This is a genomic window from Shinella kummerowiae, from assembly GCF_009827055.1.
GTDB lineage: Bacteria > Pseudomonadota > Alphaproteobacteria > Rhizobiales > Rhizobiaceae > Shinella > Shinella kummerowiae.
This window is the reverse complement of record NZ_WUMK01000007.1, coordinates 328,446-347,549: the sequence shown is the minus strand read 5'-3', so window position 1 is coordinate 347,549 and position 19,104 is coordinate 328,446. Positions and strand designations below refer to the sequence as shown.

At 63.0% G+C, this 19,104-nt stretch carries 16 protein-coding genes; 12 read left to right on the top strand and 4 right to left on the bottom strand.

Annotated elements, in window-relative coordinates:
• Positions 1-74 precede the first annotated feature (74 nt).
• A complete protein-coding gene (locus GR138_RS19940) occupies positions 75-1,082 on the top strand; it encodes an alpha/beta fold hydrolase (RefSeq protein WP_160861007.1) in 1,008 nt (335 codons plus the stop codon).
• 62 nt (positions 1,083-1,144) lie between these two features.
• Here GR138_RS19940 and pyk read toward each other — a convergent pair whose 3' ends face one another.
• Together pyk and GR138_RS19930 are read right to left on the bottom strand one after the other, a co-directional pair.
• Positions 1,145-2,584 carry a pyruvate kinase gene (pyk, locus tag GR138_RS19935; protein ID WP_160861006.1) on the bottom strand — a complete coding sequence of 480 codons (1,440 nt, stop codon included), beginning with the start codon at positions 2,582-2,584 and terminating at the stop codon, positions 1,145-1,147.
• On the bottom strand, positions 2,584-2,994 hold the full coding sequence (locus GR138_RS19930) for a DUF1036 domain-containing protein (RefSeq protein WP_202402747.1): 411 nt from the start codon (positions 2,992-2,994) through the stop codon (positions 2,584-2,586). The genes pyk and GR138_RS19930 overlap by 1 nt, the downstream gene beginning before the upstream one ends.
• Positions 2,995-3,255: 261 nt before the next feature.
• Here GR138_RS19930 and GR138_RS19925 point away from each other — a divergent pair, with 261 nt between their 5' ends.
• From GR138_RS19925 to GR138_RS19915, 3 genes are all read left to right on the top strand, one after another.
• Positions 3,256-4,044 (top strand): N-formylglutamate amidohydrolase, encoded by a 789-nt coding sequence (locus GR138_RS19925; protein WP_160861005.1) that lies wholly within the window; start codon positions 3,256-3,258, stop codon positions 4,042-4,044.
• Between the two features lie 17 nt (positions 4,045-4,061).
• On the top strand, positions 4,062-4,367 hold the full coding sequence (locus GR138_RS19920) for a DUF1244 domain-containing protein (protein WP_160861004.1): 306 nt from the start codon (positions 4,062-4,064) through the stop codon (positions 4,365-4,367).
• A 213-nt stretch (positions 4,368-4,580) separates the two neighbouring features.
• Positions 4,581-4,847: a DUF2312 domain-containing protein gene (locus GR138_RS19915; RefSeq protein WP_160861003.1), complete on the top strand. Its 267-nt coding sequence runs from the start codon at positions 4,581-4,583 to the stop codon at positions 4,845-4,847.
• Positions 4,848-4,923: 76 nt separating this feature from the next.
• On the opposite strand, the gene mepK is transcribed toward GR138_RS19915, so the two are convergent.
• Together mepK and GR138_RS19905 are read right to left on the bottom strand one after the other, a co-directional pair.
• Positions 4,924-6,738 (bottom strand): peptidoglycan L,D-endopeptidase MepK, encoded by a 1,815-nt coding sequence (gene mepK, locus GR138_RS19910; RefSeq protein WP_420853682.1) that lies wholly within the window; start codon positions 6,736-6,738, stop codon positions 4,924-4,926.
• Between the two features lie 175 nt (positions 6,739-6,913).
• Positions 6,914-8,446 (bottom strand): sigma 54-interacting transcriptional regulator, encoded by a 1,533-nt coding sequence (locus GR138_RS19905; RefSeq protein ID WP_160861002.1) that lies wholly within the window; start codon positions 8,444-8,446, stop codon positions 6,914-6,916.
• 167 nt (positions 8,447-8,613) lie between these two features.
• On the opposite strand from GR138_RS19905, the gene GR138_RS19900 reads away from it, so the two are divergent.
• From GR138_RS19900 to GR138_RS19865, 8 genes are all read left to right on the top strand, one after another.
• On the top strand, positions 8,614-10,467 hold the full coding sequence (locus tag GR138_RS19900; RefSeq protein WP_160861001.1) for a M3 family oligoendopeptidase: 1,854 nt from the start codon (positions 8,614-8,616) through the stop codon (positions 10,465-10,467).
• Between the two features lie 18 nt (positions 10,468-10,485).
• Positions 10,486-11,643 carry an aminodeoxychorismate synthase component I gene (locus GR138_RS19895; protein ID WP_160861000.1) on the top strand — a complete coding sequence of 386 codons (1,158 nt, stop codon included), beginning with the start codon at positions 10,486-10,488 and terminating at the stop codon, positions 11,641-11,643.
• Complete coding sequence (locus GR138_RS30975; protein ID WP_420853681.1) at positions 11,628-12,401, top strand: aminotransferase class IV family protein; 774 nt, start codon at positions 11,628-11,630, stop codon at positions 12,399-12,401. The genes GR138_RS19895 and GR138_RS30975 overlap by 16 nt, the downstream gene beginning before the upstream one ends.
• A 184-nt stretch (positions 12,402-12,585) precedes the next feature.
• Positions 12,586-14,037 carry a homospermidine synthase gene (locus GR138_RS19885; protein WP_160860998.1) on the top strand — a complete coding sequence of 484 codons (1,452 nt, stop codon included), beginning with the start codon at positions 12,586-12,588 and terminating at the stop codon, positions 14,035-14,037.
• A 173-nt stretch (positions 14,038-14,210) separates the two neighbouring features.
• The gene (gene omp10, locus GR138_RS19880; protein WP_160860997.1) at positions 14,211-14,579 is read left to right on the top strand and encodes an outer membrane lipoprotein Omp10; all 369 of its coding nucleotides are present in this window, start codon (positions 14,211-14,213) and stop codon (positions 14,577-14,579) included.
• Between the two features lie 210 nt (positions 14,580-14,789).
• Complete coding sequence (locus GR138_RS19875) at positions 14,790-16,766, top strand: 5'-nucleotidase C-terminal domain-containing protein (protein ID WP_160860996.1); 1,977 nt, start codon at positions 14,790-14,792, stop codon at positions 16,764-16,766.
• Between the two features lie 114 nt (positions 16,767-16,880).
• Entirely contained in the window at positions 16,881-17,912 is a 1,032-nt protein-coding gene (hemH, locus tag GR138_RS19870) for a ferrochelatase (protein WP_160860995.1), read from the top strand.
• A 161-nt stretch (positions 17,913-18,073) separates the two neighbouring features.
• Positions 18,074-19,102 (top strand): SPFH domain-containing protein, encoded by a 1,029-nt coding sequence (locus tag GR138_RS19865; RefSeq protein ID WP_202402746.1) that lies wholly within the window; start codon positions 18,074-18,076, stop codon positions 19,100-19,102.
• Positions 19,103-19,104: the final 2 nt, after the last annotated feature.

Genomic DNA, 19,104 nt, shown 5'->3' with positions numbered 1-19,104 from the left:
CATGGCAGCGATTGCGCAGATCGTTTATCGATACCCCCAACCAGGCTCCTTCCTTGCCCTCCCCTAGCCGCCTCATGCTGACAGCCCTTCTTGCCGCTCCCCTTGCGCTGGCGCTCGCCGGCTTCGTCTTCACCGCGTGGAAGACGCGCGCCATAGAGCGGCAGTTCCCAAACATCGGCGAGCGCATCGACGTGGGCGGCTTCAGCATGAACAGCGTGTTCATCCCGGCCGGCGCCGCGGCCGACCTGCCGCCCCTCGTTTTCATCCACGGGGCAAGCGGCAACCTGCGCGACCAGATGCATGCCTTCCGGCAAAAACTCGAAGGCCGGGCGGACCTGCTGTTCCTCGACCGGCCGGGCCACGGCTACTCGGACCGGGGCGGGCCGGAAAATGCCTGGCCGGACGGTCAGGCCGATGCCGTCGCCCGCCTGATGGACAAGCGTGGCATAGGCAAGGCGATCATCATCGGCCATTCCTTTGGTGGTGCCACGGCCGCAAGCTTTGCGCTGCAGCACCCGGACAAGACGGCCGGCCTGCTCTTTCTCGCACCCGCAACCCATCCCTGGCCCGGCGGCGTCGACTGGTACTACGATCTGGCGAAGATGCCGGTCATCGGCTGGCTGTTCACCCGCATCGTCGCGCTGCCCGCAGGGCTGTCGCGCATCGAGAGCGGCACCCGTTTCGTCTTCGCCCCGAACCCGCGCCCGGACGATTACATCGCAGCCACCGCACCTGCACTCGTGCTGCGCCCGTCGACCTTCCGCAACAATGCAATCGACGTCGCCAGCCTGCTTGACTATGTCGGCCGCGTGCAGCCGCGCTACCACGAAATCCACACGCCCACGGTCATCATTACCGGGGACACGGATGGCGTCGTCTATGAGGAAATCCACTCCCGCGGGCTGGCGCGCGATATCGCGGGATCGGAACTCGTCTGGATCCGCAATCTCGGCCACAAACCGGATTACGTCGTGACCGACCTTGCCATCGAAGCGCTGGAGAAGATCGCCGGCAAGGATCGCGACCTCCAGGAATCAGCAAGGCGGGCCGAAGCCCGCCTTGCGAAGGATCATGAAGAGTAGAGCAATTCCAGGAAAAGTGTGAAGCGGTTTTCCGTCCGGAATTGCGTCGACAAAAATTCCGATCAGACGCCGCTGACGCCGTCCGCGCCGATATAGGCGATGCGCAGCATGTTCGTCGCGCCCGGCGTGCGCAGCGGAACGCCGGCCGAAACGATGATGCGGTCGCCCGGCTTGCCGAATTCTTCGGTCACGACGATGCGGCAGGCGCGATTGACCATGTCGTCGAGGTTTTCCGCATCTCCCGTGACGACGCAGTGCAGGCCCCAGACGACCGAGAGGCGGCGGGCCGTCTCGATGACCGGCGAGAGCGCCAGGACCGGGACTTCCGGCCGCTCACGCGCGGCGCGCAGGCCCGTCGTGCCCGACGAGGTGTAACAGACGATGGCCGACAGCTTCAGCGTCTCGGCGATCTGGCGGGCGGCGAGCGAAATGGCATCGGCGCCCGTGGCTTCCGGGGCTGCGCGCTGGGCGTAGATGATGCCCGGATAATGCGGGTCGCGTTCGACCGTGCTGGCAATCGACGCCATCGTCGAGACGGCTTCGACCGGATAGGTGCCGGAGGCAGACTCAGCCGACAGCATGACGGCGTCCGCGCCTTCGAAGACGGCAGTCGCGACGTCCGACACTTCGGCGCGGGTCGGCACCGGTGCGGAAATCATCGATTCCAGCATCTGCGTCGCGACGACGACCGGCTTGCCGGCGCGGCGGCAGGCGCGAATAAGCTGCTTCTGGATGCCGGGAACGGCTTCCAGCGGCATTTCCACGCCGAGATCGCCACGCGCCACCATCAGTGCATCGGAAAGCTCGATGATCTCGTCGATACGCTCGACGGCCTGCGGCTTTTCAATCTTCGACATCAGGCCGACGCGGCCGCGCGCGATCTTGCGCACTTCGACCAGATCTTCCGGGCGCTGGATGAACGAGAGCGCGACCCAGTCGACGCTGCCGGTCGCCAGCACGGCATCGAGATCGATACGGTCCTTTTCCGTCAGCGCACCGACGCCGAGCAGCGTGTCGGGCAGGCTGACGCCCTTGCGGTCGGAGATCTTGGTGCCGGAGACCACCGTGCAGACGATCGACTTGCCATCGGACGATTCAGCGCGCAGGTGCAGCTTGCCGTCGTCGATCAGGAGACGATGGCCGGGCTTGACCGCCTCGAGGATCTCCGGATGCGGCAGGAACACGCGGTTGTTGTCGCCGGGCTCGTCCTTGTTGTCGAGCGTGAAGGTCTGCCCGGGCTTCAGCTCTTCCGAACCGTTGGCGAACTTGCCGACGCGCAGCTTCGGCCCCTGAAGGTCGGCAAGAATGCCGATCGGCCGGCCGCAGCGCGCCTCCACCGCACGAATGCGGCTGATCAGCGAGCGCATCACATCGTGGCTGGCATGGCTCATGTTGATGCGGAACAGGTCTGCTCCCGCCTCATGCAGCTTCTGGATCATCTGCTCGTCAGACGATGCGGGCCCGAGCGTGGCGAGGATTTTGACTTTTCTGTTCCGTCTCATCAGTTCTGGCTCTCCTGCGTCCCTGGCGTATCGGAAAGCTGTACCATCCAGCTTCCCTGCCGCCCCGTGTCATATTCCTTGAAGCCCATGCGCTGGAATCCGCGCGCGAAGCAGTCCTCGACGCCGGTGATCTTGAACTCGTTTTCGGCGACGCACATGTTGACGTCACCGGTCCAGCGGCCGCCGCGGGCGGCGTCTTCGGCATAGAGGTAATAATAGCGCGACTGCAGCTCGCCCTCGATCAGCGTGGCGCAGGTGGTCGCAGGCACCTGCCACCATCCTTCGGTCATCCAGCCTTCCTTGGCGCGGTAGCCGATGGCGACGCCGACGAGGTTTTGCGTGCCGTTGCAGACACGGAATTCCGCCTTCGCCTCATCCGCAACGGAAAGGGCGAGGAAACCCGCAAACAGGAAAAGTCCAGCCTGGAAAAGGCCGCTGGCTTTCGGGAAAAACGGGCGATAGCTCTTGGTTCTCACGGCTTCCGATGGAACTCCGTTGATTTGAATATGCGCTTTCTTGCGATGCCGGGGCATGAATGTCAACGCAACATCAATCGATTACATTTTCACGAAAGGAGAAGGAATCTTTCCTGCAACCGCAGGCCTCGAACCTTGCGAGGCGGGTCGCCCCATGCAATCACTCGCAGGCGTAGCGCACAATCGGCAAAAGACATGCACGACCATCCCCCTTTCGAGATCATTGACGGCGATTTGAGCCTCGGGCTCGTCGTTCTGGCAGACCATGCCACAAATCTTCTTCCTTCCCGTTACGGCCGGCTCGGCCTGCCGGACAGCGCTTTCGAACGCCATATCGCCTACGATATCGGCGTCGAGGGCGTGGTGCGCGGCCTGAACGCCCGGCTGAACGCGCCGGTGGTCATGAGCCGCTTCTCCCGTCTGTTGATCGACCCCAACCGCGGCGAGGACGATCCGACGCTCGTCATGCGAATTTCCGACGGCGCGATTGTTCCAGGCAACCATCCGATCACGCCCGAAGAATGGCAATACCGGCTGGAAACCTTCCATCGCCCCTATCACGATGCCGTGTCTCGCACGATCGGCGCCGTCGCGGAAAAAACCGGCAAGGCGCCGCTCGTCATCTCGATGCATTCCTTCACGCCGGCCTGGAAGGGTGTGGCACGGCCCTGGCAGGTGACGGTGCTCTGGGACAGCGACCATCGCGCTGTTCGCCCCCTGCTCTCCGAACTGGAAGCGCTCGGTGACGTCGTGGTGGGCGACAACGAGCCCTATGACGGGGCGCTGCGCGGCGACACGATGTTCCGCCATTGCATGAAACCCGGCATTGCGCATGCGCTGATCGAAATCCGCCAGGACGAAATCGGCGATGCGGCCGGCATTGCGCGCTGGGTCGAGCGGCTTGCCCCCATCCTCGGCCGCTTGAACGCAGATGATGTCCTGCACACATACGAGACATTCCCCTCCCGCACCGGGCCCTATTGAGCCCCGAGGACGAGACGATGAGCGATCTGACAAAAGAACAGCAGACGGAGTTCGAGGCGGCCGCCTTCCGGCGCCTCGTGAACCATCTGCGCGAACGCAGCGATGTGCAGAACATCGACCTGATGAACCTCGCCGGCTTTTGCCGCAACTGCCTGTCCAACTGGTACCGCGACGCGGCAAACGCGGCGGGCGTCCCTCTCGACAAGGAGGCCTCGCGCGAAATCGTCTACGGCATGCCCTACGAGGAATGGCGCGAACGCCACCAGCGCGAGGCGAGCGATGCCCAGAAGACAGCCTTCGAGGCCAACCGCCCGAAGGAATGACGCCCGCCTGCGCGAAAATCCCTGGTGCATTTGCGCTTTTCTTCGAATCGCGAAAACGCGCTACCTCTTTGTTTTTACGCAATTCTGGACGGAAAACCGTTCCGCACTTTTGCTGGAATTGCTCCAGGCACCGCGCGTTAGGCCTTGATCTTGCCGGAAGTTCGCGGCAAGTCACGGCACCTTTGAATTTCTAGCCTATCCAAGGAGAACATCATGTCGGATGCCCACGGCGTCGCACGCGACCAGCTTCGCGCATTCATCGAGCGCATCGAGCGTCTCGAGGAAGAAAAGAAAACCATCGCCGACGACATCAAGGACGTCTACGGCGAAGCCAAGGGCACCGGCTTCGACACCAAGATCCTGCGCAAGGTCATCCAGATCCGCAAGCAGGACAAGGACGAGCGCATGGAGCAGGAAGCGATCCTCGACACCTACCTCCAGGCCCTCGGCATGCTCGAACTGCCGCCGGAAGCCGAATAAGCGGCTCGCCGAACACCCAAAGAAAAACCCCGCCGGATCGCTCCGGCGGGGTTTTTTGATGGATTGTTCTCGGTGCTTAGTTTTCGCTGCCTTCGAACTTGCGGACTTCCATGAAGTTCACCGCCGTGCCGCTGAAGCGCCCGGCATCGATCGACTTCCCTTCCGACTGGAAGCCGGCCATGTAGACGGTCGTCGGCGCGGTACGCAGCTTCCGGCTGACGAAGCGTGGTGCCTTGACCGGCTTGGAGAGCGTCGCGACGCGGCCCTGGGTCAGCGCCCATTGCGAGAGAATCTTCTGGTTCAGCTTCGGCTCGGTGCGGATGGCACCGCGGCTTGCCACGTCGGCATCCTTCTTCTTCGGCCGCCCGCCCTTGGACGTCGCGCCCTCGACAGGCTTGCCATCAAAGGCATCTAGGCTGGCGAGCGAACGGCTGCCGCTGTCCCCCGTCGAAACGAGCGCCGCCATTTCGACCGGGTTGCCCTGCGTCTCGTCCACCGTCGGGTCAGCGAGCGCGGCAAGGCCGGAGCGATCGGCAGACCGCGGCAGTGCCACATCCGCTTCCGCAGCCGCCATCAGCGCCGTCTGCGACTGGTCGAGTTCGACCTGCGGGCGCAGGCCCGGCACCGGCACCATGGCGAGTTCTTCAGCATCCTCGACCGCGGCTTCGGCGGTCATGACAGCACCGGCCTGGGCGTCACCCGGCACGGCGTCGCCGGCCTGGTTGCGTGCACCCAGCGTGACGGGAACCGGGATCTTGTAGGCGGCGAGGTCCTCGAATTCAGGCTTCTGCTCTTCAACCGTCGCCGCTTCCAGAGCAGCAACCGCGCCGCTCGTCGTCGGGGCCACGAGCGCAAGCTCGCTGGTCGTCGTCTCGGCCGCCTTGAAGGCCGGACGGCTGCCCGGAACAGGTGCCGTGAAGGCCACTTCCGTTTCGGCTTCGGTCGCGATCGGCTTCTTGTCCTCTACGGCTTTCGCCGTGGCACCGCCCGATTCACCGCCTTCATCGAAGGAATCGGCAATCGTGACGTTGCTGCTTGCGATCATTTCGGGTTCTTCATCCTCGTCGCCGCCACCGCCGAAGAGAGCAGCGAGGAAGCCGCCCTTGCGCTTGGATGCGCTCGGCGTCGAGCCGCCGCCCGCGACCTCGATGGTGTTTGCACCGACGCGGCGCTTGTAGTCGGCAACGGCCTGCTGGTAGCCCGGCAGCGGCTTGCCATCGGTCGGCACGTGCATGGTCTTGCCGTCCGGGAAGATGCGGGTGAGTTCCTGTCGGCTCATGCGCGGCCAGGCGCGCACGCTGCCAACGTCGAGATGGACGAAGGGCGAACCGGAGGTGGGATAGTAGCCGACGCCGCCGACCTGGAACTTCATCGCGGTGGCGCGCAGCGTCGCGAGCTTGACGCCCGGAATGTAGAAATCCATCGCCTTGCCGAGCATGTGCTGGCTCTTCTTGGCCACACCCTTGGAACGCGAACGCAGCATGCCGTTGGTGGCCGGCGAACGATAGGCGGAAACGACGTTGATGTAACCCTTGCCGCCGGCCTTGGTGTAGACTTCCCAAACCAGGTCGAACAGGCGCGGATCCATCTTCGTCGGCTCGTTGCGGCGCCAGTCGCGCAGGAACGTGTTGAGCTGCTTCAGGCCGCGCTGGTCATAACGGCCATTGCGCTTGAAGGTGATCTCGGCCTTTTCCTTGGTATGGATGAAATAGAGCTTCAGCGTGCGGTTGCCGCTCTCGGCCTGAACCGTCGCAGGAAAGGCCGTGGGCAGGATGAGGGCGGCAGAAAGCACAGCCGTAGACAGCGCCTTGGGCAGCTTGTGCAACACTGCTTTGCAGAGGCTGCTCAGGGAGGCCCCCGGGCGCTTCATCGATGCGAACAAATTTGCCAACTCTTTCCCCGTCCGAAGGACAACGAACGTCCGTTATCCCGAATGACTGCCAAATGCGGTGAGAGCATGGCAAATACGCCACACTCGTCGTCGCGCACCCGTTATAGTGAACAATCCACTAACAGGGAATAAACAGCAATCGAGAAATCGCAAGTGGCCGGGATTCCAAGGGTTTTTACGCAGCTTCTTTCACGGGGTTGTCTGGGTCGATGCCATAGTCCTTCAGTTTGCGATAGAGAGTCGAGCGGCCAATGCCCAATTTTCGGGCAACCTGGCTCATCTGGCCATGATAAAACTTCAGGGCAAAGCGGATCAGTTCCTCTTCCACTTCGGCCAGTTTGCGCACATGACCGCCCTTGTCGACGCTGAGAATGGCGTTGTCCGGGCCGGTGTCGGCGCTTGCTGATTCGGTCGGCCGGAAATCCGGATAGACGCTCGGCAGGCGGGATTCCGACGCGGGATCGGGCATGCGCTGGCTTGTCGCTTCCCAGGTGATGGCCCCGTCTTCGGCAAGCCCGTAGCCCGGAACCTGCGCGGCGATCTGCGGGAAATCGGCCGCATTCAACTCGGCACCTTCCGACAGCACGACGGCGCGGAAGATGGCGTTTTCGAGCTGGCGAATATTGCCGGGCCAGTCATAGGATGTCAGCAGCGCCATGGCGTCAGCGGACACACCAAGCGGCCGGGCAAGCTTCTGTTCGCCGGCAAAACGCTGCACGAAGGCGCGCACGAGAACCGGAATGTCCTCCTTGCGCTTGCGCAGCGCCGGAATGGTGATCGGGAAGACGTTCAGGCGATAGTACAGGTCTTCGCGGAAACGACCTTCGCGCACCTCGTTGATGAGATCGCGGTTGGTCGCCGAAATCAGGCGCACATTGACCTTCTGCGGGAAGCGCGCGCCGATCGTCTCGATCTCGCCCTGTTGCACGGCGCGCAACAGCTTCACCTGGACCTCGAGCGGCAGGTCGCCGATCTCGTCAAGGAACAGCGTGCCGCCATCGGCCTCCATGAATTTTCCGGTATGGCGCTCGGTGGCACCGGTGAAGGCACCCTTCTCATGGCCGAACAGGATGCTTTCGACCAGATTGTGCGGGATCGCGCCGCAATTGACGGTGACGAAAGGCTTGTGCGCCCGGTCGCTCGCCGCCTGGATGGCGCGGGCCACCATTTCCTTGCCGACGCCCGATTCGCCTTCCAGCACAACCGGAATATTCGACTGCGCGGCGCGGCGGCCGAGCTCGATAACGCGCAGCATTTCGGGGCTCGCCGAAACGATGTCGTCGAAATGCACGGTCTCGGTGCGGTTGCGGCGTCCACCGCGGCCGCGGCCTTCGCGCTGGTCCATCTTCAAGGCATTGCCGACGGCAACGCCGAGACGTTCCGGCGACACCGGCTTCACAACGAAATCGAACGCGCCGGCGCGCATGGCCATGACGACCGTTTCGATGCCGCCCTGCCCGGTCTGCACGATTACGGGAATGGTGTTTTCCCGCTCAGCAAGCGCGTCGAGGAAAGCCGAGCCGTTCATTTCCGGCATCATCAGGTCGAGCAGGATCACATTGATCAGGCCGCCCTTGCGATCGAGCATATCAAGACCGGCGCGGCCGTTTTCCGCCATATGGGCGACATGGCCGGAGCGCTCGATCATGTTCTTCAACAACCGGCGCTGGACAGGATCATCGTCGATGACAAGAATATGGGCCGTCACTGGAACCTCCTTGCCTCTAGACATGCATCATGCATGCCCAAGGGAACTGAACACCAGCGAACCTTGGCAGAAAGGGTTGAACATGCCGTTTTGAGAAAGGCTTGCATTTTAACCATTGCCGACGCAAGCAAGGCGACCGACCCGACCACCCGGAAGAGAGATCGAACATGACCCGAAATTTTGCTGAACCCCGTATCGACTTCGCACCGGCCGACGCTGCCGCTGCCGCCGAGCTGGGCAATCTTCCAGGCTGGAACCTCGGTGATCTCTACCCGTCGCAAGCCTCACCGGAATTCCAGAACGACATGAAGAAGGCGGAGGAGGATTCGCTCGCCTTCGAAGCGAAATGGAAGGGCAAGCTGGACGCCGCGACGGAAAAGACCGGCGACGACGGCATCGGTGCGGCCGTGCGCGAATTCGAGGCCCTGGAAGACGTGATGGGCCGCATCATATCCTTTGCCAGCCTTACCTATTTCACCAACACGACCGATCCGGCAAACGGCAAGTTCTACGGCGACATACAGTCGAAACTCACCGATCTCGGCGCGCATCTGCTGTTTTTCTCGCTTGAACTCAACAGGATAGCGGATGACCGCATCGACGCGGCGCTCAACAACGACGCGCTTGCGGGCCACTACCGCCCGTGGATCGAGGACCTGCGCAAGGACAAGCCCTACCAGCTCGACGACAAGACCGAGCAGCTCTTCCTCGAAAAGTCGATGACCGGGGCCGCCGCCTGGAACCGGCTCTTCGACGAGACCATGGCGTCGCTGCGTTACACGATCGACGGCGAGGAGGTGCCGCTGGAAATCGCCCTCAACCAGCTCCAGTCGCCCGATCGCGATGCCCGCCGCGCGGCGGCGCAGGCCTTGGCCGCGACCTTCAAGGAAAACATCCGCACCTTCACGCTGATCACCAACACGCTCGCCAAGGACAAGGAAATCTCCGACCGGTGGCGCGGTTTCGCCGACATCGCCGACAGCCGGCACCTGGCGAACCGTGTCGAGCCGGAAGTGGTTGCCGCCCTCGCGGAAGCCGTGCGCAACGCGTATCCGCGCCTTTCCCACCGCTACTATGCGATGAAGGCGAAATGGCTCGGAATGGAGCAGATGGAGTTCTGGGACCGGAATGCGCCCCTTCCCGAGACACCCGATGCGGTGATCTCCTGGGACGAGGCGCGCGACACCGTGCTCTCCGCCTACGGCGCCTTTGCGCCGGAAATGGCCGATATCGCCAAGAAATTCTTCGATCACGGCTGGATCGATGCGCCGGTGCGCCCCGGCAAGGCGCCGGGCGCCTTCGCGCATCCGACCGTCCCGTCAGCGCACCCCTATGTGCTTGTCAACTATATGGGCAAGCCGCGCGACGTGATGACGCTCGCCCATGAACTCGGCCATGGCGTGCATCAGGTGCTGGCCGGCGGCCAGGGCGCGCTGATGGCCTCAACGCCGCTGACGCTTGCCGAAACCGCCTCCGTCTTCGGCGAAATGCTGACCTTCCGCAGCCTGCTCGACAAGACCAAGGACAAGCGCGAGCGCAAGGCCATGCTCGCCCAGAAGGTCGAGGACATGATCAACACGGTCGTGCGCCAGATCGCCTTCTACGAGTTCGAACGCAAGGTGCACACCGCCCGCAAGGAGGGCGAACTCACCTCCGACCAGATCGGCGACCTCTGGCTCTCCGTGCAGAACGAAAGCCTCGGCCCGGCGATCCGCATTTCCGAGGGCTACGAGACCTACTGGGCCTATATCCCCCACTTCATCCACTCGCCCTTCTACGTCTACGCCTACGCCTTCGGCGACTGCCTGGTGAACTCGCTTTATGCCGTCTACAGCCAAGCTGACGCGGGCTTCCAGGCGAAGTATTTCGACCTGCTCAAGGCCGGCGGCACCAAGCATCACTCGGAACTCCTGAAGCCGTTCGGCCTCGATGCGAGCGATCCGTCGTTCTGGAGCAAGGGACTGTCGATGATCGAGGGGCTGATCGACGAGTTGGAAGCGCTTGATAAGGCCTCCTCGTAAAAGAAGCCGGACGCCCGCATGACCCACCGCGAACGCTATGTGCTCCTCAGGGACGACCGCGAGGATCGGACGGTGGTTTTCGCCGATCCGATCGCGGTCGTCACCGTGCGCGACCGCGCCGGCTTCAAGCCCGCCTTTGCCGCCCTGCAGGCGGCGCACGAAAAGGGCCATTGGATCGCCGGCTTCATGAGCTATGAGGCCGGCCATCTCTTCGAGGAGAAGCTGGCCCCTCTCGCCACCGAAAACCGCCCGACACCGCTGATGAGTTTCGGCATCTTCGAGAAACCGGCAGACGAGCATCCGCTGACGAGGCCGCGCCAGCGTACCGAGAACGAACCGTTTCTCACCGAGCCGAAAGCCCACTGGGATTTCGACACCTATCGCAGCCGCTTCGACCGTCTGCACCGGCACCTGCGTGAGGGCGATTGTTACCAGGCCAACCTCACCATGCCGATCCGCGCCCGCTGGAACGGCGACCCGCTCGCCGCCTTCTGGTCGCTGATCGAGCGCCAGCCGGTACGCTACGGTGCCTTCGTCTCGCTCGACGGGCCGCAACTGCTCTCCCGCTCGCCGGAACTGTTCTTCGACATCGACACGGACGGCTGGATCGAGACGCATCCGATGAAGGGCACGGCGCCGCGTGGCGCCAATGCCGCCGAGGACGAAAAAATCATCGCCGAGATGCAGGCTGACCCGAAGTCGCAGGCCGAAAACCGCATGATCGTCGACCTGCTGCGCAACGACATCTCGCGCATCACCGAGGTCGGCACGCTTCATGTGCCGAAACTCTTCGCCGTCGAGACCTATCCGACCGTGCACCAGATGGTGAGCCATGTGCGGGCGAAACTCCTGCCCGCAATCTCCATCCGCGACGTCTTCGCCGCGCTCTTCCCCTGCGGCTCCATCACCGGCGCACCGAAGATGAGCGCCATGAAAATCCTGCACGACCTGGAGGACGGCCCACGCGACGCCTATTGCGGCGCCATCGGCATGATCGCGCCGGATGGAACGATGCGCTTCAACGTCGCGATCCGCACCATCTCGCTCCATGAGGACGGCGAAGCAATCTTCAATGTCGGCGGCGGCATCGTCTTCGATTCGACCGCGGAAGCCGAATACGAGGAAGCCCTGCTGAAAGCGCGTTTTGCGGTGGGAGACCAATGGATATCTCGCTGATCGAGACGTTGCGCTTCGAGCCGGACAGCGGCTTCGTGCGGCTTGAGCGGCATCTGGCGCGGCTGGAGCGATCGGCAGCAGCGCTTAGATTCCCGGGTGCGGAGGGCGCGCGGGGCGCTTTATGGGCTGCACTACCCCCCTCTGCCCTGCCGGGCATCTCCCCCACAGGGGGGGAGATCGACTCGGGGAAAAGACGGCATTCCACAAGTGCAGTGGAAATAGTCAAGGCCTCGCCTCATCCAATCTCCCCCCTTGTGGGGGAGATGCCCGGCAGGGCAGAGGGGGTTGAGCAACACGGATCACCCCTCCGCATCCGCCTCGAACTGTTCGCGGACGGCCAGATCGACGTCCAGATGGCTGCCTTCCCCCCCCTCGCCCCAGACACGATATGGCGGCTGGCGATCGCCACCACCCGCCTCGCCTCCACCGACCCGCTGCTCCGCCACAAGACCTCCCGCCGCGCTGCCTATGCCGCTGCCCGCGCCGAATTCCCGGCAACGGAGGCCGACGAGGTGATCCTCGCCAACGAGCGCGGTGAACTGTGCGAGGGCACCATCACCTCTCTCTTCCTCGACGATGGTTCGGGCATCCTGAAAACCCCACCACTCGCCTGCGGTTTGCTTGCCGGCGTGCTGCGCGAAGAACTGCTGGAAAGCGGCAAGGCCGTCGAACAGGTGCTGCTGCCGCAAGACCTTGCAACGGGCGTGCTTCTCGTCGGCAATTCGCTGCGCGGGCTGATCCGCGGCAGGCTTGCCTGACCCCGCAAAAGCCGCGCGCACGGCAGCATTGCCGATGGTTGCAGGTGGTTAAGAATATCGTCGCACAAATCCGCAGCCACCCTTTATTGTGACAGAAAACTGTGCTCTAGCGCTGTCATATTATGCTATGGGGCCCTCAGAGGCCCTGTTTTTGCGAAAAGCGGGCCGTCCGCAGGAGAACCAAATGGCAGACAGCACCTATCCGGTTTATGGCGAAATCACCGGCCCGATCGTGATGATCGGTTTCGGCTCCATCGGGCGCGGCACGCTGCCGCTGATCGAGCGCCACTTCAAGTACGACCGGAACCGGCTGATCGTCATCGAGCCGCGTGAAGACGCCGCCGATGCCGAGATCTACGCCCGCCACGGTGTCCGCCACGTCAAGGCGCATATCACCAAGGAAAACTACAAGGATATCCTGAAGCCGCTTCTCACCGAAGGCGGCGGCCAGGCATTCTGCGTCAACCTTTCCGTCGATACCGGTTCGGTCGATCTGATCAAGCTGTGCCGCAAGCACGACGTGCTCTACATCGACACGGTCATCGAGCCCTGGCTCGGCTTCTACTTCGACAAGGACATGAAGAACGCCGACCGCACGAACTATGCCCTGCGCGAGACGCTGCGCAAGGAGAAGGAAAAGAACCCGGGCGGCACCACGGCCGTTTCCACCTGCGGTGCAAACCCGGGCATGGTCTCCTGGTTCGTCAAGCAGGCGCTGGTCAACCTCGCCAAGGATCTCGACCTGAAGGTCGAAGAGCCGGCGCAGGACGACCGCGAAGGCTGGGCCAAGCTGATGAAGAAGGTCGGCGTCAAGGGCGTGCACATCGCCGAGCGTGACACCCAGCGCACCAAGAACCCGAAGCCGTTCAACACCTTCTGGAACACCTGGTCGGTCGAGGGTTTCATCTCGGAAGGCCTGCAGCCGGCCGAGCTTGGCTGGGGTACCCATGAGAATTGGATGCCGAAGAACGCCAAGAAGCACAAGAAGGGCTGCAAGGCCGCGATCTACCTGGAACAGCCGGGCGCCAACACGCGCGTGCGCTCCTGGTGCCCGACGCCCGGCCCGCAATACGGCTTCCTCGTCACCCACAACGAGTCGATCTCGATTGCCGACTACTACACGGTGCGCGACAAGGACGGCGACGTCACCTACCGCCCGACCTGCCACTACGCCTACCATCCGGCCAACGACGCCGTGCTCTCGCTGCACGAGATGTTCGGCAATGGCGGCCACCAGCAGCCGGTGCTGCACGTTCTCGACGAGAACGAACTGGTCGACGGCATCGACGAACTCGGTGTGCTGCTCTACGGCCACGACAAGAACGCCTACTGGTATGGTTCGCGCCTGTCGCTGGAAGAAACCCGCCGCATCGCCCCCTACCAGAACGCAACCGGCATGCAGGTGACGTCGGCCGTGCTCGCCGGCATGGTCTGGGCGCTGGAAAACCCGAAGGCCGGCATCGTCGAGGCCGACGAGGTCGATTACAAGCGCTGCCTCGAAGTGCAGACGCCCTATCTCGGCCCGGTCGAAGGCCACTATACCGACTGGACCCCGCTCGACGGCCGCCCGGGCCTGTTCCCGGAAGACCTCGACACGAAGGATCCGTGGCAGTTCAAGAACATCCTCGTTCGCTGAACAGCCCGATAAAACCCGAATACAGGCGCCCACGGCAAACCCGCGGGCGTCTTCGCTTTCAATGGGATAATGCCCACTCGCCGGGCAGCGCGTCTTGCTTTCGCCGCCTCTTCGCGGCATGGTCTGGCGAATTGGACAGGTGGTTCGTCCCGCCGTGACCCTGGGAGATCTGAATGAAGCCGATCACAGCCCTCAGCCTGCTGGCCGCCGCCGTGGCACTCACCGCGTGTCAGTCGGACCGCGCGCCGCGTGAATTGCCCCCGGTTCGCCAGCAGCAGACCGGTGTGGATGGCGCCTGGGTTGATCCGAACGGCATCGTCTCCACCTTCGCAAGCGGCACGTTCACGACGCGCACCACCGACACCAACCAGCTTCTCGCGTCGGGAACCTACATCAAGACCTCGCCGACGCTGGTCGAGATCAACATGACCTCGCTGGTGCGCAACACGCAGTCCAAGGTTAATTGTGCGCTCGTCAGCCAGAGCCAGCTCAACTGCACGACGGCAGAAGGGGCGCAGTTCTCGCTCGCCCGCCGCGCCTGAGCGACGGCACCATCCGGATCAAAGGGCCGCAAGGTCCTTTTTTCGTTTTGGGCCATAAACATACGATCGCCTCCGCCCACCGTCTTTTCTCTTGAAGTTGCCTGCGACCGGTGAAAACATCCACCGGCCGGCTGTCATGTTTCCGGTCTATCGAGGAACGGACAGGTCTTCCCGCGCCGCCGGCAGCGGGCAAACAAGGAGAACAGGACCATGACGATTTTCCGATCCGGCCTTCTGGCCGCCTCCCTTATCGCACTCTCCAGCGGCACCGCACTTGCGGATTACGAGCTGAACATCCTGCATATCAACGACCTGCACTCGCGTATCGAAGCGATCAACAAGTATGATTCCACCTGCTCGGCCGAAGAAGAAGGCAAGGGTGAGTGCTTCGGCGGCGTCGCGCGCCTCAAGGCTGCGATCGATGCCCAGCGCCAGGCCATGACAGGCAAGAACGTGCTGCTGCTGAATGCCGGCGACAATTTCCAGGGCTCGCTGTTCTACACCACCTACAAGGGTGCGGTGGAAGCGGAATTCCTGAACCTGATGAAGTTCGACGCCATGACCGTCGGCAACCATGAATTCGACGACAGCGAGGACGGGCTCGCCGCCTTCCTCGACAAGGTGCAGTTCCCGGTCGTGACAGCCAATGTCGCCGCCAGCGCAAGCTCGAAGATCGGCGATCGCGTCAAGCCGTTCATCGTGCTCGACCAGGGCGGTCAGAAGATCGGCATCGTCGGTGCTGTGGCCAACGACACGGCGGAACTCTCCTCGCCCGGCCCGAACGTGCTGATCGGCGACGATGTCGCTGACATCACCGCCGCCATCGGCGAGTTGAAGAAACAGGACGTCAACAAGATCATCGCGCTCACCCATGTCGGCTATCCGCGCGATCTGGCGGCGATCGCCAAAATCCCGGATGTCGACGTCGTGGTCGGCGGACACACCAACACCTTCCTGTCGAACACCTCGGACAAGGCGGAAGGCCCCTACCCGACGCTGGTCGACAATCCCGGCGGCTACAAGGTGCCGGTCGTGCAGGCTGGCGCCTATTCGAAATATCTCGGCAACCTGAAGGTTGTCTTCGACGATGCCGGCGTCGTCAAGGCAAGCTCCGGCGAACCGATCCTGATCGACAGCTCCATCAAGCCGGACGAGGCCGTGCTCGCCCGCATCAAGGAACTTGGCGGTCCGATCGAGGAATTGAAGAACAAGATCGTCGCCGAGAGTGCGGCACCGATCGACGGCTCGCGCGAAGTCTGCCGTGCGGCCGAATGCGCGATGGGCAACCTCGTGACGGATGCCATCCTTGACCGCACCAAGGGCCAGGGCATGACGATCGCCATCACCAATGGCGGGGGCCTGCGCGCCTCGATCGACGGCGGCCCGGTCTCAATGGGCGAAGTGCTCTCGGTGCTGCCGTTCCAGAATACCGTCGCGACCTTCCAGCTGAAGGGCTCGGATCTCGTCGCCGCCCTCGAAAACGGCCTCGGCCAGATCGAGGAAGGCGCCGGTCGCTTCCCGCAGGTCTCCGGCATGAAATATTCCTTCGACAAGTCGAAGCCGGCAGGCAGCCGCGTCGTCTCCGTCGAGGTCAAGGAGGGTGACGCCTTCGTGCCGCTCGACCCGGCCAAGACCTATAACGTGGTCTCGAACAACTACATGCGCGCGGGCGGCGACGGCTATTCCGTCTTCGCGAAGGCCGGCATGAACGCCTACGATTTCGGCCCGAACCTCGAACTCGTCGTCGCCGACTATCTCGCGAAAAACCGGCCCTACAAGCCCTACACCGATGGCCGCATCACCGAGGTTGCTGGCGCCACCGTCGTGGAAACGCCGGCAACGGCCGAGACCGCAACCGAGACCAAGCCCGCCACGAGCGAAACCGTGACCTCCACGGATACGGCGGCAAAGTCCGCCGAAGGTGCGGCGACAACAGGTGAAGCAGCTTCCGGCTCGGCAGCAACCACCACGACGACCGGTTCGGAGGCCACGACCACCGCATCCGATCCAGCGATGGCGACCACCGCCGGTGGCAAGCATGTCATCGCACGCGGCGACACGCTGTGGGATCTCGCCAAGGCCGCCTATGGCGACGGCACGCTGTGGCGCAAGATTGCCGAGGTCAACAACAATCCGCGGCCGCGCGCGCTGCATATCGGCACGGAGCTGTCGATCCCGGCCAAATAAGGACAATTTGTCTCCACTTTTTCTGCCGGTTCGGGCTTTCCCGGACCGGCATTTCTTTTTAGAACGATTCTGAACCAATCGACCGCCGCCGCCCCGTACGCACAGGATCGCCCCATGCAGGACCTCGCCGCAAAGCCCGCCAATCACCCGCCCGTCAAAAGCGGCAAGGTGGGCGTGCTGCTCGTCAACCTCGGTACGCCGGATGGCACGGACTACACTTCCATGCGCCGCTACCTGAAGGAGTTCCTGATGGACCGGCGTGTGATCGAATGGTCGCGCCTCGCGTGGTATCCGATCCTGTTCGGCATCGTGCTCAACACCCGCCCCGGCAAGGTCGGCAAGGCCTATGAGACGATCTGGAACAAGGAAAAGAACGAGAGCTTTCTGCGCACCTATACGCGCAGCCAGGCCGAGTTGATGGCGAAGGCCCTTGCCGAACATTCCGAGGTCGTCGTCGACTGGGCCATGCGCTACGGCCAGCCTTCCATCGCCTCCCGCATGGATTTTCTCCAGAAGCAGGGTTGCGACCGCATCCTCGTCTTCCCGCTCTATCCGCAATATGCGGCGGCGACCACCGCGACGGTCAACGACAAGGCCTTCGAGACACTGCTCAAGCTGCGCTGGCAGCCGGCACTGCGCACCGTACCGCCCTATCACGACGATCCGGCCTATATCGACGCGCTGGCTGTCTCGATCGAAAAGCACCTCGCGACACTCGACTGGGAGCCCGAACGGGTGCTCACCTCCTTCCACGGCATTCCGCAAAGCTATTTCGACAAGGGCGACCCTTATTATTGCCAGTGCCAGAAGACCGCGCGTCTCTTGCGCGAACGGCTCGGCTGGTCCGAAGAGAAGCTGATGATCACCTTCCAGTCGCGCTTCGGACCGGAAGAATGGCTGCAGCCCTACACGGACAAGACCGTGGAAAAACTCGCGCAGGATGGCATCAAGCGCATCGCCGTGCTGAATCCCGGCTTCGTCTCCGACTGCCTGGAAACGCTGGAAGAGATCGCCGAACAGGCCGCCGAAAGCTTCCACCATAATGGCGGTGAGAAATTCACGCACATTCCCTGTCTGAATGACTCCCCGGAAGGCATGGCCGTGCTGGAGAAAGTCGTGCGCCGCGAACTTGGCGGCTGGATCTGAGCGACGATAAATCTTGTTCCCGTCCAAATAGACTGGCGTCGCGGCGCGTATTCCTTAAAGTGGCGCCGCGCCGCATTGAAAGCGCTTGTGCGCTCTGACTTTTGGATTGACGCTCGTCGCCGCTTCAAGTGCGATGTGCCTTTGGGGAGAACGCCATGAACTTGGCCGGATTGGATATCGTCGTCATCGCCCTCGTGTTGCTGGTCATCCTGATCCTGTTTGCCGGGATCAAGACGATCCCGCAGGGCTACCAGTACACGGTGGAGCGCTTCGGCCGTTATACGCGCACGCTGGAACCCGGCCTCAACCTGATTATCCCCTTCATCGACCGCATCGGCGCGAAGATGAACGTGATGGAACAGGTGCTCGATATCCCGACGCAGGAGGTCATCACGCGCGACAATGCGAGCGTTGCAGCCGACGGCGTCGCCTTCTATCAGGTGCTGAACCCCGCTCAGGCCGCCTATCAAGTCGCCAATCTCGAAAACGCCATCCTCAACCTCACCATGACGAACATCCGCTCGGTCATGGGTTCGATGGATCTCGACGAACTGCTCTCCAACCGCGACGTGATCAACGACAAGCTGCTGCGTGTCGTCGACGAGGCTGCCAATCCCTGGGGCATCAAGATCACCCGCGTCGAGATCAAGGACATCGCACCGCCAAAGGATCTCGTTGATTCGATGGGCCGGCAGATGAAGGCTGAGCGCGAGAAGCGCGCCCAGGTGCTGGAAGCCGAAGGCGCGCGCAATGCGCAGATCCTGCGGGCCGAAGGTGCAAAACAATCCGCCATCCTCGAGGCCGAGGGCCAGCGCGAGGCCGCCTTCCGCGACGCCGAAGCCCGCGAGCGCCTTGCCGAGGCCGAAGCCAAGGCGACAAAGATGGTGTCGGAGGCAATCGCCGCCGGCAACGTGCAGGCGATCAACTACTTCGTCGCGCAGAAATACACGGAAGCCATGGCCGCGATCGGCAAGGCGCCGAATTCCAAGATCGTGCTGATGCCAATGGAAGCGTCCTCGCTGGTCGGCTCGCTCGGCGGCATCGGTGCAATCGCCAAGGAGGTCTTCGGCGACGGTTCCGCTCCTGCCGGCACCCCGGCCCGCGCGCGCCAGTCCACGCCGGCAACGACCACCACGGCCTCGACGCCCGCCTTCCGCAACCCGTTTGACCCGACGTCACAGGGAAGCTGACC